General features: G+C 44.6%; 13 protein-coding genes. All 13 read left to right on the top strand.

All coding sequences use genetic code 11. From position 1 onward, the window contains the following. Positions 1 to 8: 8 nt before the first annotated feature. The 13 genes from nuoL (at position 9) to dnaE (ending at position 16,844) form a co-directional block, all read left to right on the top strand. On the top strand, positions 9 to 2,096 hold the full coding sequence (gene nuoL / locus QGN29_RS12675; RefSeq protein ID WP_445800657.1) for an NADH-quinone oxidoreductase subunit L: 2,088 nt from the start codon (positions 9 to 11) through the stop codon (positions 2,094 to 2,096). Between the two features lie 18 nt (positions 2,097 to 2,114). Beyond that, entirely contained in the window at positions 2,115 to 3,659 is a 1,545-nt protein-coding gene (locus QGN29_RS12670) for an NADH-quinone oxidoreductase subunit M (protein WP_310798240.1), read from the top strand. A gap of 12 nt (positions 3,660 to 3,671) precedes the next feature. After that, positions 3,672 to 5,123: an NADH-quinone oxidoreductase subunit NuoN gene (nuoN, locus tag QGN29_RS12665; RefSeq protein WP_310798239.1), complete on the top strand. Its 1,452-nt coding sequence runs from the start codon at positions 3,672 to 3,674 to the stop codon at positions 5,121 to 5,123. Positions 5,124 to 5,129: 6 nt separating this feature from the next. Next, entirely contained in the window at positions 5,130 to 5,909 is a 780-nt protein-coding gene (locus QGN29_RS12660; protein WP_310798238.1) for a biotin--[acetyl-CoA-carboxylase] ligase, read from the top strand. An 11-nt stretch (positions 5,910 to 5,920) separates the two neighbouring features. Then, on the top strand, positions 5,921 to 6,706 hold the full coding sequence (locus QGN29_RS12655; RefSeq protein ID WP_310798237.1) for a type III pantothenate kinase: 786 nt from the start codon (positions 5,921 to 5,923) through the stop codon (positions 6,704 to 6,706). Between the two features lie 13 nt (positions 6,707 to 6,719). After that, positions 6,720 to 8,399, top strand: a complete 1,680-nt coding sequence (locus tag QGN29_RS12650) for a ribonuclease J (RefSeq protein ID WP_310798236.1) — start codon at positions 6,720 to 6,722, stop codon at positions 8,397 to 8,399. Positions 8,400 to 8,409: 10 nt separating this feature from the next. Next, on the top strand, positions 8,410 to 8,814 hold the full coding sequence (mce, locus tag QGN29_RS12645; protein ID WP_310798235.1) for a methylmalonyl-CoA epimerase: 405 nt from the start codon (positions 8,410 to 8,412) through the stop codon (positions 8,812 to 8,814). Positions 8,815 to 8,823: 9 nt separating this feature from the next. Continuing rightward, on the top strand, positions 8,824 to 9,072 hold the full coding sequence (locus QGN29_RS12640) for a DUF1467 family protein (RefSeq protein ID WP_310798234.1): 249 nt from the start codon (positions 8,824 to 8,826) through the stop codon (positions 9,070 to 9,072). A 444-nt stretch (positions 9,073 to 9,516) separates the two neighbouring features. Then, complete coding sequence (gene proS / locus QGN29_RS12635) at positions 9,517 to 10,824, top strand: proline--tRNA ligase (protein WP_310798233.1); 1,308 nt, start codon at positions 9,517 to 9,519, stop codon at positions 10,822 to 10,824. Between the two features lie 19 nt (positions 10,825 to 10,843). Continuing rightward, on the top strand, positions 10,844 to 12,088 hold the full coding sequence (locus tag QGN29_RS12630) for an ABC transporter permease (protein WP_310798232.1): 1,245 nt from the start codon (positions 10,844 to 10,846) through the stop codon (positions 12,086 to 12,088). Positions 12,089 to 12,092: 4 nt separating this feature from the next. Next, the gene (locus QGN29_RS12625) at positions 12,093 to 12,770 is read left to right on the top strand and encodes an ABC transporter ATP-binding protein (RefSeq protein ID WP_310798231.1); all 678 of its coding nucleotides are present in this window, start codon (positions 12,093 to 12,095) and stop codon (positions 12,768 to 12,770) included. Between the two features lie 42 nt (positions 12,771 to 12,812). Beyond that, positions 12,813 to 13,235, top strand: coding sequence for a DUF1761 domain-containing protein (locus QGN29_RS12620; RefSeq protein WP_310798230.1), 423 nt, complete (start codon positions 12,813 to 12,815; stop codon positions 13,233 to 13,235). An 87-nt stretch (positions 13,236 to 13,322) separates the two neighbouring features. After that, positions 13,323 to 16,844, top strand: a complete 3,522-nt coding sequence (gene dnaE / locus QGN29_RS12615; protein ID WP_310798229.1) for a DNA polymerase III subunit alpha — start codon at positions 13,323 to 13,325, stop codon at positions 16,842 to 16,844.

Genomic DNA, 16,844 nt, shown 5'->3' with positions numbered 1-16,844 from the left:
GGACTATGTTGTATAAAGCTATTGTATTCCTTCCGCTTATCGGATTCTTGATTGCAGGTTGTTTTGGTCGCCAGATCGGCGATAAAGCAAGCCAATATGTCACAACAGGTTTGTTGATTGTCTCTGCAGTTCTTTCATGGGTTGCTTTCACTCAGATTATGAATGGTCATAAAGAGATTGTACATGTGTTGACTTGGGTCTCTTCTGGAGACCTTCAGTTTAACTGGTCTTTTAAAATCGACATGCTCACCGGTGTTATGCTGGTTGTTGTCAATACGGTTTCTTCCTTAGTGCATATGTATTCTATATCTTATATGGAAGAGGATCCGCATAAGCCTCGTTTCTTTGCGTATCTTTCGCTCTTCACTTTTGCGATGTTGATGCTTGTCACAGCTGATAACTTGGTTCAAATGTTCTTTGGCTGGGAAGGTGTAGGCTTGGCTTCCTATCTGTTGATCGGTTTCTGGTTCAAGAAACCATCAGCGAATGCGGCGGCGATTAAGGCTTTTGTCGTGAACCGTGTGGGTGACTTTGGATTTTCCCTTGGCATCTACGCTGTCTTTGTCTTAACAGGTTCAGTTGTCTTTGATGATATCTTTGCAAATATTGGTCAGTATCAAGAGGCGACATTATCGTTCCTTGGGTACGATCTAAATGCGATTACGATTATCTGTATCTTGCTGTTTGTTGGCGCTATGGGTAAATCAGCTCAGCTTGGGTTGCATACTTGGCTCCCTGATGCCATGGAAGGCCCGACACCTGTGTCAGCGCTTATTCACGCAGCGACCATGGTAACAGCAGGCGTTTTCCTTGTGGCCCGCTTTAGCCCAGTCTTTGCTTATTCACCAGACGCAATGTATCTTGTGACGATTGTCGGCGCGATGACGGCTCTCTTTGCAGCCTCTGTTGGTCTCGTTCAAAATGACATTAAACGTGTGATTGCTTATTCGACATGTTCGCAGCTTGGCTATATGTTTGTGGCTCTGGGCGTGGGCGCCTTTGGTGCAGGGATCTTCCACTTGTTTACACACGCCTTCTTTAAAGCATTACTCTTCTTGGGTGCAGGGTCTGTTATTCATGCCATGCATCACGAGCAAGACATGCGCAATATGGGCGGGCTCTGGAAGAAAATTCCTTTCACAGCAACTGTAATGCTTATTGGTACTCTTGCCATTACTGGTTTCCCATTGCTTTCAGGCTATTTCTCTAAAGACCTGATCATTTTCTCTGCATTTGCAACAGAAACAGCCGGTGGACAGTTTGCCTTCGTCCTGACTGTCTTTGCAGCATTCATGACTAGTTTTTATAGCTGGCGCCTGGCTTTCCTTACTTTCTTTGGGAAAACACGCGCGGACAAGCATACATATGATCATGCCCATGAAGGCCCTCTGGTCATGAAACTTCCACTTTTAATTCTTGCAATCGGCGCTCTGTTTGCAGGGTGGTATTTTGCCCCTCAATTTGTCGGCGAAGCCCGTGAAGCCTTTTGGAATGGGGCTTTAGTGACAGCAAAAGGCGACGTGATGGACGCGGCCTATGCCATTCCAATGGCAGCGCAGAAAGCACCATTTTTTGCGATGATCTTTGGGCTTTTCCTCGCACTTGTTTTCTATACGCCGCGCCTTGAGCTGCCGAAAGCAGCTGCCTGGGGTGGTACAGTTGGCCTTCTGGCACTGTCTATATGGTCCTTTACAGCGCATTTGACCTATGTTTTCTACTTCTCTGCTTTTGCTTTGGTCATTGTCTTCTACGGTGCGCTCAGAGCAAGCGATCGTCTCTCAGGGACATTGCCTCAGAGAACCGCAGAGTTGCACGACGGGCTTTATGCCTTCCTTCTCAACAAATGGTATTGGGATGAGCTCTACGACTTAATCTTTATTCGTCCATCTATGTGGATTGGCCGTTTCTTCTGGAAACGCGGTGATGAAGATACCATTGATGGTTTTGGACCGAATGGTGTGTCATCAGCAATCGCAGGAATTGCGGCTCAGGTTCGCAAACTCCAAACCGGTTATTTGTATCATTACGCCTTTGTGATGCTTGTTGGTGTGGCGCTTGTCGTTACATACTTCGTTAGCTCATCTGCAGGCCACTAGGGGTAGAGGAACTTAATTATGGTACTTATTGAACAACATTTATTATCGTTGATGCTGGCTGTGCCCGTGGTAGGCGTTCTTGTGATGCTCTTTATCAAACATGAAGATAAAGAGATTGAGAACCGCAACATCCGCGCCGTCGCCATGCTGACAACGTTGGTTGCCTTTGTCCTGTCTATTCTTTTATGGGCTCTTTTTGATAATTCTCAAGCTGGCTTCCAGTTTGTGGATAGTGCAGAATGGTATGGACCTTTCAACTACCGCGTTGGGGTTGATGGAATTTCCATGCTGTTTGTTGTACTTTCAGCTTTTCTGATGCCTTTTGTTATCGGCTGTAGTTTGAAAGTCATTAATACACGGGTCAAAGAATATATGATTGCCTTTCTCTTGTTAGAAGCGCTCATGTTTGGTGTCTTTATCGCTCTTGATATATTCACATTTTATATCTTCTTTGAGGCTGGCCTCATTCCAATGTTCTTAATCATTGGTGTTTGGGGTGGTGTAAATAGAATATATGCTTCCTATAAATTCTTTCTCTATACTCTTTTAGGTTCAGTATTGATGCTTGTTGCTGTCATGTATATGTATTTGCAGACAGGGACGACTGATATACCAACTCTAATGAGCTATAACTTTGATGCAGATATTCAAAAATGGCTCTGGTTGGCATTCTTCGCTTCTTTTGCTGTGAAAATGCCTATGTGGCCTGTCCATACATGGTTACCTGATGCCCACGTTCAAGCGCCGACAGCAGGGTCCGTAATCCTTGCGGGTGTTTTATTGAAAATGGGTGGTTACGGTTTCTTGCGATTTAGCCTTCCTATGTTTCCAGATGCATCGGTCTATTTTGCAGATTTTGTCTTTTGGCTCTCGGTCATTGCTGTGATCTACACATCTCTTGTTGCGCTTGTTCAAGAAGACATTAAAAAGCTGATTGCCTACTCATCTGTGGCGCATATGGGCTTTGTGACAATCGGTATTTTCGTCTTTAACAATGCTGGAATTGTAGGATCTATCTTCCAGATGCTATCTCACGGTATTGTATCCGGCGCACTTTTCCTCTGTGTAGGGGTTATCTATGATCGCTTACATACTCGGGAAATCGTTCGCTACCAAGGTCTTGCTAATAACATGAAGCTTTTTGCTGTCCTCATGGTCTTCTTCTCAATGGCGTCGATTGGCCTACCAGGAACATCAGGATTCGTTGGTGAATTCATGGTTCTACTTGGGGCATATCAATATTCAAGCTGGTTGGCTTTTGGAGCAGCAACAGGTGTGATCTTAGGTGCGGGCTATATGCTTTACCTTGTCCTTAGAGTTGTCTTCGGTGAACTTGTTCATGAAGATAATAAGAAGATGATTGATTTGACCACCCGTGAGAAGGTGATCTTTGCGCCCCTAGTGGCTGTTGTTCTTTGGATGGGTGTTTATCCATCTTCGTTCACAGAGCCCATGCAGGCCAGTGTAAATAATTTGATTGAAACCAGACTAACGCCAGCGATTGAGGCAGCTAAAGCTCAGACTAAGAGTGATAAAAAAGCTGCTGCGACTGCGGCTAAGTAGGAGAGAGTTTAGATGACTGAACTTCAAAACCTTACCGCTGCACTGCCAGAGCTTATCTTGGCAATTGGGGCGATGGCACTCTTAATGATCGGTGTCTTTACTAAGGATAAAGAAGCAGCTTTTGACCGAGTTGCCCTAATTTCTATTCTCCTGTTGGCTGTTGTTGGTTTCATTACCATCAATGAAGGGGCTGCTGAGAAAACCTTGGCTTTCAATAATCTGTTCATCACAGATTCCTTTGCCATCTTTACAAAAACAGTCATGCTTGTTGGGTCGTTAATTGCGATTTTAATGTCAGGACCGTTCTTAAAGGATATGGGCATTAAACGCTTTGAATATCCTGTGCTGATCGTCTTGGCTACCTTGGGCATGTTCCTAATGGTGTCGTCAAATAATTTCCTCACGCTTTATGTAGGCTTGGAATTACAATCTCTTGCCCTCTATGTTTTGGCGGCTATTAACCGAGACCGTCAACGCTCAACTGAGGCGGGCCTAAAATATTTTGTTCTTGGGGCCTTATCATCAGGCATGCTTCTATACGGTATCAGCTTTATCTATGGCTTTGCAGGCAGTACAGATTTTGATACAGTTGCATTGGCTTCAAAGGAAGCTGGAACTAATATCGGCTTAATTGTTGGTCTCGTCTTCTTGCTTGCGGGTCTTGCGTTTAAAGTTTCTGCTGTTCCCTTCCACATGTGGACACCTGATGTCTATGAGGGTGCTCCAACCCCTGTCACAGCCTTTTTCGCTGCGGCACCTAAGGTCGCAGCTCTTGCTCTTTTTGTTCGTGCCATGTATGGGGCTTTCCCAGATGCTTCGACACAGTGGTCTCAAGTTGTAATCTTTATCTCAGTGGCTTCTATGCTTGTGGGTGCTTTTGTGGCACTCATGCAGTCTAACATCAAGCGCCTGATGGCTTATTCCTCTATTGGACATGCTGGATATGCTCTTGTTGGCCTTGCAGCCGGTGCTGCTGCAGGCGGTATACAGGCTTTGTTGATTTATGGTGCAATATACACCACTATGACTTTAGGGGCTTTCGCTGTTATTTTGACAATGCGCCGCGGTGGTAAAATGGTTGAGAGTATCGATGACCTTGCGGGCCTCTCTAAAAATAATTTGCCTATGGCAGTTGCTCTTGCAATCTTTATGTTCTCTCTTGCAGGAATTCCAGGTTTGGCTGGCTTTTTCGGTAAATGGGAAGTTATTCTTGCAGCAGTGAATGCTAATCTGATTACTGTGGCTGTGATTGCTGTTCTGACTTCTGTTGTAAGTGCCTATTATTACCTTCGCATTATTAAGGTTATGTTCTTTGATGATGCTGCAGAGCCATTTGATGCAACACAATCATCAGCCCTATCAGCTGTAATTGGTGTCACAGCGGTGGTTAATTCTCCTGTAAGTTTTGTTCTTATTGGGTCGCTTGCTTCAGCCGCTGCTTGGGCTGCAGGTGTGTTTAGCTAAAAATTGATGCTTAATTCGGCAGAAGAAAATTGGTCAGCCTTGGTTCCTTCGGGTACTGAGGCTTTCTTTTTTTCTTCCCTATCCAGTACCAATGAGTGTGCAACGTCTCTTGCTCAAAAGGGGGAGAAGGGCCCTTTGTGGATCCTTGCAGGCTCTCAGTCAGCGGGCCGAGGAAGAAGAGGTCGCCAGTGGACTTCTTATCAAGGGAATTTTTTTGGTAGCCTCCTATTGAGGCCCTCAATGAAAGCAAGTGACTGCGCAGCACTACCTTTTGCCGTGGCTCTTGCCATTCGTGACGCCCTTATTGATTGCGGAGTTCGGGAGTCCTCAATACAATGTAAATGGCCCAATGACATCCTCATTGACGGTTGCAAGGTTAGCGGTGTTCTCATTGAAAGTGCGATGAAAGCAGATCATTCTCTTGAGTACCTTGTCATTGGCATTGGAGTTAATCTTACTCATTCACCCCAGGAAACTAAGTTTGATGCCGTATGTTTAAAACAAAAAGGGATTGAGATCTCTGTGAAAGAGTTTACGCGTTTTCTCTCTCTGCAGTGTGAAGCTTATCTTCAGCAATGGATAAACAAGCAAGATGAAGCTATTTATGCGTCCTGGTCAGCTGTGGGGTGGGGATTAGGTCAAAAGCGCCTCATCCGCACAGCAACGGAAACATTCACAGGAGTTATACAGCGTCTTGGCGTTGACGGGGGATTGATAGTAATGCTGGACGATGGCAGGGAAAAGTGTATATATGCTGGCGATGTCTTTCCGCCGAATAAGAGTTAACGAGGTCCAATATGTTGTTAACAATTGATGCTGGTAATACGAACACAGTTTTTGCTCTGATTGAAGGGTCAAGAATTGTAGAACGCTGGCGAATTTCAACGCGTGACCAACGGACATATGAGGAATATATGGTCTGGTTATCACAGCTAATGGATTTCCATGGCCATAAAGCATCCGATATAGAAGGCGCCATTGTTGCAACGGTTGTACCGCCTGTCGAGTTTCCTCTCACGCGCCTTTGTAAGAAATTTTTCAAAGTCGACCCCTTGGTTGTGGGACGCTTAGGCTGTGATTTGGGCGTGAGTATAGAAATAGACAACCCTCGCGAAGTCGGCGCTGATCGCTTGGTCAATGCTGTAGCCGGTGATGGTCTATACGGCGGTCCTGTCATTATTGTAGATTTTGGAACTGCAACAACTTTCGATGTGGTTGGTGAAGGCGGTGCCTATCTGGGGGGAGTAATCTGTCCTGGAATTAATTTATCCCTTCATGCACTCCATCAGGCTGCTGCGAAACTTCCGCATATTGCCGTAGAAGCTCCAATGACAGGGCGTGTGACAGGGAAAAACACATTGGATGCTATGCAATCCGGTGTTTTCTGGGGCTATGTAGGCTTGATCGAAGGGATCGTGACGCGGCTCAAGAAGGAACATTCAGAGGATATGAAAGTGATTGCGACTGGTGGACTCGCAACAATCTTTGGTCCTCATACTGATTTGATTGATACTGTCTCCAGTGATTTAACATTACAGGGACTACGCATGATTTTTGAACGAAATCAAAAATCATCCATTTAAAGAAAGACTATCTATGGGCTATATGAAGCCAAATGATGAACGGTTGCTGTTTTTACCTCTTGGCGGTAGCGGCGAAATTGGAATGAATCTAAACCTTTATGGACATAAAGGGAAATGGCTCATGGTGGATTGTGGCATGAGCTTCGCTGATAGCTACACGCCTGGTGTGGATTTGATTTTTCCAGACCCTTCCTTCATTGAAGACGAACAAGAAGCTTTGGTAGGCTTGATTGTTACCCATGGCCATGAAGACCATATTGGCGCAATCCCTCATATTTGGTCTCGGTTCAAATGTCCGATTTATACCACAGGCTTTACAGCTGAGCTCATTAGGCGAAAGTTAGGGGAACACGGCTTAGTGGATGATGTTGAAATCATTGAAGTCGTACCGTCTCAAAGCTTTGATTGTGGGCCTTTCAAGGTCGAATATGTACCACTTGCCCATTCTATTGCGGAAGGCCATGGTATAACTCTTACCACATCCCGCGGTGTACTCTTTCATACGGGAGATTGGAAGCTAGATAAGGCGCCATTAATTGGTCCAACGTGCCCATCTCCGCGCCTTAAAGCATTGGGAGACCAAGGTGTTCTTGCGATGATAGGGGACAGTACAAATGTCTTTAATCCCGAGACCAGTGGGTCTGAAAAGGATGTGCAAGAAAATTTACTGAAAATTGTTGGAAAAGCAGAAGGGCGGGTTGTGATTACCACTTTTGCTTCAAATGTTGCTCGGCTAGAGGCTGTGGGGGCAATAGCGAAGGCTACAGGAAGAAACCTCTGCCTCTTTGGCCGCTCGATGCAACGGATTTATGAAGTGGCGCGTGCAAAAGGATTTTTACAGGATTTTCCAAAGCTTGTCGATGTAGATGCGGTTGATTATCTTCCTAAGAATAAAGTTCTCATCGTTTGTACGGGCTGCCAAGGTGAGAGTAGGGCTGCCCTTGCGCGCATCGCTAAAGATGAGCACAGAGATGTCTCTTTGGTTCCTGGGGATACGGTTATCTTTTCAAGCAAAATCATACCCGGTAATGAACTTACCCTGTTCCGTTTGATTAACAATTTGGTCAAGAAAAAAGTTAATGTGATTACCGAGAAAGACGACTTTGTCCATGTTTCGGGGCATCCGGGGCAACCAGACCTGAAAGCTATGTATGAATGGGTGAGACCGAAATTTGCGATACCTGTTCACGGGGAAGCTCGCCACCTCATTAAGCACGCAGAATTCGCATTGGAGCAGGGGGTTAAGAAATCTATTGCACCAAAGAATGGGCAAATTATTGAGATCACCGACGAGGGCCCTGTTGTTATTGACGAAGCCCCCATAGGTGTACTAGTTCTTGATGGAACGCAAGTGGTAGACTTTGATGCTCCTAGTGTTGCTCAGCGCCGCAGGATTTCACAGCAGGGTCAAATGACTATTGTTGTCGTTATCAGGCGAGATGGTCAACTGGCCTCAGAGCCCGTTATCACAGCGAATGGCATTCCAAAATTTGATGAGGATGACTTTTATTACGATTTGATTGATGCTGCCGAAGAGGGGTATGAGCGCTTGAGCCGTAAAGAAAGACAAAAAGATAAGGCGATCCATGACGGAGTCCGAATTGCCGTCCGCCGTCTCACGCGCTCTGAACTTGGACGTAATCCAACGGTCGATGTTGTGATCGTGCGTGAACAAGAATTAGATTTAAAGTAAGGGGCCTGACATGATTGGAAATATAAATCACATCGCTATTGTTGTTCCAGATTTAGCCGAAGCTGCCGCTCGGTATAAAAACACAATGGGTGCTGATGTTTCTGAGGCTGTTGATCTTCCAGATCATGGTGTTACGACTGTATTTGTTAACTTACCAAATAGCAAAGTGGAGCTACTTCATCCCTATGGAGACTCATCACCAATTGCAGGATTTTTGGCAAAAAACCCTTCAGGTGGTATGCATCATATTTGCTATGAAGTAGACGATATTTTGGCCGCTCGGGATAAATTAGTCGAAGACGGCGCCCGCATCTTGGGCGACGGAGACCCAAAGATTGGAGCTCACGGCAAGCCGGTACTTTTTTTACACCCTAAGGACTTCTTTGGTACTCTCGTTGAAATTGAACAGGTATAGGAGGCTGCCATGGCACTTATTACAAAGATTTTGGTTTATGTTGTTATCTGGTGGGTAGTTTTCTTACCTGTGTTATCTATTGGCGTTCAAAATCAGGCTGAAGCAAAAGATGAGCGTGTCGCGGGTACGGATCCTGGTGCCCCTGCTAACGCATCACTAAAAAAGAAAATTATTATCACTTCAGTGACTGCGTTTTTCCTTACGGCCCTTTTTGTCTATCTAGAAGGGATTGGTTTTATTCAGGTACGCCCTGAATAACTGAACATAAACGCTGAAAAGCAAAAAAGCTGGACGCCCCTGATGCGTCCAGCTTTTTAATGTCGAGCCCAAATTTTTATTACTGTCCCCCTGATATCCTCAGCAGTAATTGGCTCAGCGCATGGTTTCCTCCCTGAGCGTGGGCCACTTTTGTGAGGGCACTCTTTCCGCTCTGCGCGAAAATGAAAGTAAGTAAGAGAGCTGCTATTGTCACTGTAAAAAAAACTATATGATGACCATGAAAATGAACTTTCTAATTCTTGTGACTAAATAGCAACATAAATGGATTTTAGTTTAGTTCTGGGAGTGATATATTTCGTAATCTCAGTTTTTTGAGCAATTTATGAAAAATGGCGTTGCGCTTAATCATTATTAAAGGCAAAAGAAGCTCAGATAGACAGGCCTGCGAAAAGCGGGCTAGAGAATTAATAGAAAGACAGTAAAATGCGTGTCAGCCGTTATTTTTTACCTACCTTAAAAGAAACCCCTGCAGATGCACAGATCGCATCTCATATCTTTATGTTACGTGCAGGCATGGTGAGACAAAGTGCATCTGGAATATATACCTGGTTGCCACTTGGCTTGCGTGTTTTGAAAAAAATTGAAGATATCGTTCGTGAAGAACAAAATAAAGCTGGTGCCTTGGAAGTTCTGATGCCGACAATTCAAAGTGCAGACTTATGGAAAAAGTCTGGACGCTATGATGATTATGGCAAGGAAATGTTGAGAATTAGTGACCGTAAAGATGCTGAGCTTCTTTACGGGCCAACCAATGAAGAATTGATTACGGACATATTCTCTAATGAAGTAAAGTCTTATAAAGATTTGCCAAAAAACCTATATCATATCCAGTGGAAGTTCCGTGATGAAATTCGTCCAAGGTTTGGCGTGATGCGCGGCCGTGAATTTTTGATGAAAGATGCCTATAGCTTTGATGTATCTGCAGAAGCTGGTCGTGATAGCTATAATGCCATGTTCACCGCTTATCTTCGTACCTTTGCAAGAATGGGGCTGAAGGCTATGCCCATGCGTGCTGATACGGGCCCTATTGGCGGCGACCTTTCTCATGAATTTTTGGTTATCGCAGAAACAGGGGAGAGCGAAGTCTTTTTCCATAAGGGCTTCGAAGATCTTGACCCGATGGTGGAAACGCATTCTGCTGAAGAGAGACAATCAATCGTCGATACCTGGACCAGTATGTATGCTGCTACCGATGAAATTCATAATCCGGAGACATGTGATGTAGCGGATTCTGACCTCATTCAAGGCCGCGGCATTGAAGTTGGACATATTTTCTTCTTCGGAGATAAATATTCTGCCCCCATGGGAGCCTCAGTGCAAGGACCGGATGGAAAGCTTGTCAATGTTCAAATGGGTTCATATGGTGTTGGTGTTTCAAGACTGGTAGGGGGGATTATCGAATCCAGCCACGATGAGAATGGTATTATCTGGCCAGAATCAGTCGCTCCGTTTAAAATTGGGCTGATCAATCTTGGCGGTAAGAACGATGACTGTGTCGCCTTTTGTGATGATCTTTATGCACAGCTAGAGGCTGCAGGCATTGAAGTGCTCTATGATGATACAAAGAATGGCGCTGGGGCCAAGTTTTCACAAATGGACTTGATTGGCTTGCCTTGGCAGATTGCTGTTGGTCCACGCGGCCTTAAAAATGGCGTAGTTGAAGTTAAGAATCGCAAAACTGGCGAAAAAGTTGAAATGACGCCACAGGACGCTTTAACTAAATTCAGTTAAGTAAGGGCAGGGAGTTATTATGATTTCACGGTTTGAATGGGCAATATCAAAAAGATATTTGCTCAGCAGGGGTGGTGAAGGCTCTCTCTCAGTTATCGCTATCATCGCGTCTATCGCTATTGCATTGGCTGTGGCAACACTGATTACAGTGATGTCTGTCATGAATGGATTCCGCTTGGAACTTATCGATAAAGTATTGGGCTATAATGGTCATATTTTGCTTCAGGGCTACGGCGGTAAAATTACAGACTATGATCAGCTTGAAAAAGAGGTAAACATTCACGATAAAATCATCCGCTCCACAGCTTTCACAGAAAGCCAAATTATGCTTATGCAAAATGGCCGAGGATGGGGCGCAATTGCACGAGGCTATACACCAGAAAAATTTAGCCTTGAAGGACTAGGCTTCTCTAAGTTGTTGGAAGGGGCTTTTCCTGAAGATCCAGAAGCTGAAGGCTTAGTTCTTGGTCATCAACTGGCGAAAAACCTTGGGGTTAAGGTGGGCGATGACATTACGATGGTTTCGCCTAACATGCAATCAACCCCTTTCGGGTCTCGACTAAGATATAACTCTTATCCTGTGATGGCTGTCGTAGAAATAGGCGTCTATCAGTTTGATGAAAGTTTTGTAGGGATGCCGATCGGGCTTGCGCAGCGATTTTTCAGCATGCAGGATCAAGTCACTACAATTGAATTATTTGTAGAGAACCCTGAGGAGGTTCCTCTTCTAAAGGAGGATATTCAAAATATCGTTGGAAACAGGGCTTATGTGACTCACTGGCTTGAATTTAATAGTTCAATTGTTGGAGCGTTAAATACAGAGCGCGTCGCTATGTTTCTCGTGGTGATGATGATTATTGTGGTGGCCGTCTTTAATATATCCTCTAGTCTCTTTATGCTTGTGAAGGATAAGGCTTCTGATATAGCAATCTTACGCACGATGGGTGCAAAGAGAGGCAGTATTCTGAAAGTCTTTATCATTATAGGTCTCTGCGTCGGCGGGGTGGGCATTCTTGCTGGTGTTGGGCTTGCGTCTATCATTATTTCAAATCTCGATTCAATTAAATCAGGAATTGAGCAAATGTTGGGACTCAATTTGTGGGATCCAAGTGTGCGGTTCATTAGTAACATGCGAGCTGTTGTTGTATGGGAAGAAGTGGTTTTCACGATCTCTTCCGCATTATTCTTATCTTTCATTGCTACAATTCCGCCTGCTCTTCGTGCTGCAAAGACAAATCCCATTAGCATTTTAAGATCGGAGTAAGACCATGACATCTATCTTAGAATTGAAGGCGATACATAAAAGCTTTACCCAAGCAGGGAAAACATTGGAAATTCTGAAGGCTATTGATTTATCTCTAGCATCAGGAACGGTTACAGCCTTGGTAGGGCATTCTGGGGCAGGAAAATCAACGCTTTTACAAATTGCAGGACTGTTGGACCAAGCGGACGGCGGGAAAATCATGTTGAGCGGGCATGAAATTCAGCAAGAAAGTAAAGAAAATCTAGCCGATATACGCGCTACAGAGTTGGGATTTGTTTATCAATTTCATCACCTTCTGCCAGACTTTACGGCACTAGAAAATGTCATGATGCCCCTACTTATACAAAATAAAGCAACAAAGACGGCGAGAGAAAAAGCTGCGGACATGCTTCAGAAGGTAGGACTTGGCGAACGGCTTGATCATAGACCTGCTCAATTGTCTGGCGGTGAACAGCAAAGGGTTGCGATTGCCAGAGCGCTTGTACACGAACCCAAATTACTTCTAGCAGATGAACCAACTGGTAACTTAGATGAAGATACAAGTGAGCGTGTTTTAGAAGCCCTTTTAGAGATTGTTCAAAAGACAGGTGTTGCCGCATTAATCGCCACACACGACCGTGCTATGGCAAAGAAGATGACCACAACTGTCGAGCTTTCTCACGGAAAGTTGCAGCTTTTGTAAAGTCTGATACCATATGTCTTCCATTAAATAGGGGAGAGAAATATGGAATTTTTCAATTATGATGCCATTAACTGGCTGGCTATTCTTGTTGGTGCGCTGGCCTATATGTTTGTGGGAGGACTGTGGTATGGTCCTGTTGCTGGGAAGGCATGGATGGAAGAAATGGGGATCACCCCTGAAGATCTCGAAGGCCAGAGTCCAGCACCTGCGATGATTAAGAGCACAATCTCAGCGCTCGTGTTCTCTTTTGGATTGGCTCTGGTTATCTATAATCCAGTCTTAGCAATTTCTGGGTGGCAAGAGGGTGCCATGATTGGCATTTTTGTGGCTTTAATTTTTGTGGGAGCAGGTGCATATCCTAATTATGCCTTTGAAAGCAAAGCCTTAAGGCATTTTTTAATCCACATCGGCTGCAGCAGTGTTGGTATGGCTTTAATTGGGGCTATCATGGGGGCATGGAAATAAAAGAGTCTTAAGCCTTTTAAAATTAAATAAAGCTGTATAAAACAGGAAGGAAGTCATCTTTCTTCCTGTTATTTTTGTTGGGTATATATGTCAGACACACATGCACAATTTGTACACCTGCGGGTTCATTCGGCTTATTCTCTTGCTGAGGGTGCGATCCATGCCAAAGACCTCATTAAACAGAGTTTAGGCCTAGGATTTCCCGCGGTCGCCATGACAGATACAAACAACATGTTTGGGGCCATGGACTTTTCGATGGCTGGCACAGGCGCAGGGGTGCAACCAATTGTCGGTGTTCAACTCTCTATCCGAAACAGTTATCTTACAGTTGATCCAAAGGCCCGCTCAAAACCAGAACCAGATCAGCTTGTTCTTCTCTCAATGAATAGAGAAGGCTATGGCAATTTAATGAAGCTTGTCTCTAAAGCTCATCTGGAAAGCGATGCTTCTGAAGGACCGCAGATCTTGATAGAAGATATGCAAGGATTATCAGAGAATGTGATTTGTTTAACAGGTGGTTCTAAGGGGCCTGTTAATACACTTGTCTTGAAAGATCAGCGAAGTGATGCATCTGAGTGCCTCGATCAATTAAAAGATCTCTTTGGAGATCGCCTTTATGTGGAACTTCAGCGTCATGGATTAGAAGAAGAGGAGGCTTCTGAAGAGGCGCTCCTTGATATGGCTTACGAAAAGAACATTCCAATTGTGGCGACTAATGAATGTTTCTTTGTAGGCCCCGATATGTATGAAGCTCATGATGCACTTCTGTGTATTGCAGACGGCGCTTATGTGGATGAAACTGACAGGCGTCGTGTTACACCAGAGCATAGGCTTAAATCAGCTGAAGAGATGATAAATCTCTTTAAAGACTTGCCAGAAGCTATTGAAAATACTTTATATATTTCTAAAAAATGCCTCTTCAAAGTTGACCCGATTGATCCTCTTCTACCAAACTTTACTGAGGGTCAAGACATTTCAGAAGCAGACATGCTGAGAGATGAGGCTATTAAGGGCTTGCGGATGCGCCTTGATTTTAAGGCGGCTCAAGAAGGTTTAGCCGCTGGCAAGGAAGAAGAATGGGAAAAGGAATATTGGGAGCGCTTAGACTTTGAATTAGGCATCATTAATCAGATGGGCTTTCCTGGGTATTTCCTTATTGTTGCGGATTTTATTCAGTGGTCAAAAGATAATAATATACCTGTAGGGCCTGGTCGGGGATCCGGTGCTGGTTCCGTTGTTGCATGGGTGCTAAAGATTACAGACTTAGATCCACTGCGTTTCAGTTTGCTATTTGAGAGGTTCCTAAACCCTGAGCGTGTATCTATGCCTGACTTTGATATCGATTTTTGTCAGGATAAGCGCGAGCAGGTTATTAAATATACCCAAGATAAATACGGTGCAGACAAAGTCGCTCAAATTATTACATTTGGTAAACTTCAAGCCCGTGCGGTTGTGAAAGCTTGTGGGCGTGTAATGCAGCAACCTTATCCTGTTACTGATCGGCTTGCGAAATTAATTCCCAATGATCCGGGAAGCGCGATGACACTGGCAGAAGCCGTCGAAAGTGAAGAGCGTTTTAAGGCTGAGATTGAAGCAGATGAGCAAACAGCTCTCGTTGTGGACAGGGCACTGAAATTAGAAGGATTCTACGCGCATTCCTCAACTCATGCTGCTGGCGTTGTCATTGGTGATCGTCCTCTAGATCAATTGGTACCTCTTTATCGGGATCCAAAATCTGACATGCCAGTAACGCAGTTTAACATGAAGTTTGTTGAGCAGGCAGGACTTGTGAAGTTTGATTTCTTGGGATTGAAAACACTGACTGTTCTCCAACGCGCAGTGGAATATGTTGCTGAGAGAGATATTGAGATTGATCTAGAGGCCCTTCCTCTTGATGATAAGAAAAGTTATGAGCTTTTGGCTTCTGGCAATGCTGCAGGCGTCTTTCAATTAGAGAGTACGGGTATGCGTGCTGTCCTTAAAGGGCTAAAGCCCGATCTATTTGAAGATATTATTGCGGTTGTTGCCTTATATCGCCCCGGTCCTATGGCCAATATCCCTACCTATGTAGAACGCAAACACGGCCGCGAGGAAGTAACCTATAAGCATCCGATGCTTGAAGATATTCTATCAGAGACAAATGGCATTTTCATTTATCAGGAACAAGTGATGGAACTGGCCCAGAAAATGGCTGGATATAGCTTGGGTCAGGCGGACTTATTACGCCGCGCGATGGGTAAAAAGATTAAGGAGGAGATGGATAAACAAGTCGAGATTTTTGTTGAAGGGGCTAAAGAGCGGGGTGTAACAGACCCTGTGGCACGGGCCATTTTTGATGAAGTAATGGCTTTTGCTTCTTATGGGTTCAATAAATCTCACGCAGCTGCCTATGCTTTAGTTGCTTACCACACAGCTTATATGAAGGCTAATTACCCTGTTGAATTTATGGCCGCCATTATGACGCTCGATTTAGGTAATACAGATAAACTTGCAGGCTTTAAACAAGAGCTACAACGTATGGAGGTGCCCCTATTGCTGCCTAACATAAATAAGTCTCAAGTAGCTTTCGTTGTGGAAAAATCAGAAGAAACTTACTGTGAAGACTTAGATGATCCTCGCCATAACTTGGCCATACGCTATGCGCTTGGGGCTATTAAAGGCGTCGGTGAAAAGGCAATGGAAGCCATCATTGAAGAACGTGAGAAGAATGGCGCATTTACCGATTTATTTGACTTTGCAGAGCGCATTGATCCGAAACTGATGAATAAACGCCAAATGGAGCGTCTTGCGGCGGCGGGGGCGTTTGATTGTTTACTTGACAGTCGGTCCCAAGCAAATGCTGCAGCTGATGTGGTTATGCGGTATGCCAATATGATGGCAGCGGAACGCGCGAGCAATCAAGTCAGTTTATTTGGGGACGATGCCAGCGCCCAAGTTGACCGTCCTGCTTTGCCTGTGGTTAGAAATTGGACACCGACAGAGGAATTAGAGCATGAACGTAAAGCCGTTGGTTTTTATATATCAGCGCATCCCTTGGATAGTTATGAAAAAATCCTTGAACGAGAGAGTATTATTTCAGCAGCCGAGGTCTTTTCAGATCCTGGCTTGATTGGCCAAACGGTTCGAATGGCTGGAGCGATTCTCTCTTATCGAGAAAGTAAATCAAAAAATACGGGGCGAAAATTTGGCGCGTTGATGTTATCAGACAGAACGGATGCTTTTGAATTCCTTATTTTTGAAGATGATTTGCCGCGCACAAGGGAACTTGTAGAAGAGGGCGCCCCCTTGGTGGTCAATATTCAGATTAAGAAAAAAGACGATGAAGATATGGTCAGGCTTGGCTCGCGCGGTATGGATAGCCTAGAAAGTGTGGCGGCACAGTCCTCTAGTGGGTTAGAGATTGAAGTGGAAGATCAAGACGCTATTAAGTCTATAAAATCAGTACTTTCCAGACGTTCTGGGGGGAAGGGGATCGTTAAAATTAAAGTGCCTGTAGAAGAGGATAAACGGTTCGCAGAATTTAAGTTGCCCCATAAATATAAAATATCACCCGAGCTTATTCAGGCAATTGAAGCCGAAATCGGTGTATCAAGTGTCATGGAGCAATAG

It is taken from the genome of Temperatibacter marinus (assembly GCF_031598375.1).
Classification (GTDB): Bacteria; Pseudomonadota; Alphaproteobacteria; order Sphingomonadales; family Kordiimonadaceae; genus Temperatibacter; species Temperatibacter marinus.
This window is presented reverse-complemented; position numbering and strand designations above follow the sequence as displayed.

Coding starts and splice junctions, on each gene's coding strand:
- QGN29_RS12630 (WP_310798232.1), top strand. CDS start 10,844: ATGATTTCACGGTTTGAATGGGCAATATCAAAAAGATATTTGCTCAGC.
- QGN29_RS12650 (WP_310798236.1), top strand. CDS start 6,720: ATGGGCTATATGAAGCCAAATGATGAACGGTTGCTGTTTTTACCTCTT.
- mce (WP_310798235.1), top strand. CDS start 8,410: ATGATTGGAAATATAAATCACATCGCTATTGTTGTTCCAGATTTAGCC.
- QGN29_RS12660 (WP_310798238.1), top strand. CDS start 5,130: ATGCTTAATTCGGCAGAAGAAAATTGGTCAGCCTTGGTTCCTTCGGGT.
- QGN29_RS12655 (WP_310798237.1), top strand. CDS start 5,921: ATGTTGTTAACAATTGATGCTGGTAATACGAACACAGTTTTTGCTCTG.
- nuoN (WP_310798239.1), top strand. CDS start 3,672: ATGACTGAACTTCAAAACCTTACCGCTGCACTGCCAGAGCTTATCTTG.
- proS (WP_310798233.1), top strand. CDS start 9,517: ATGCGTGTCAGCCGTTATTTTTTACCTACCTTAAAAGAAACCCCTGCA.
- QGN29_RS12640 (WP_310798234.1), top strand. CDS start 8,824: ATGGCACTTATTACAAAGATTTTGGTTTATGTTGTTATCTGGTGGGTA.
- QGN29_RS12620 (WP_310798230.1), top strand. CDS start 12,813: ATGGAATTTTTCAATTATGATGCCATTAACTGGCTGGCTATTCTTGTT.
- QGN29_RS12625 (WP_310798231.1), top strand. CDS start 12,093: ATGACATCTATCTTAGAATTGAAGGCGATACATAAAAGCTTTACCCAA.
- QGN29_RS12670 (WP_310798240.1), top strand. CDS start 2,115: ATGGTACTTATTGAACAACATTTATTATCGTTGATGCTGGCTGTGCCC.
- dnaE (WP_310798229.1), top strand. CDS start 13,323: ATGTCAGACACACATGCACAATTTGTACACCTGCGGGTTCATTCGGCT.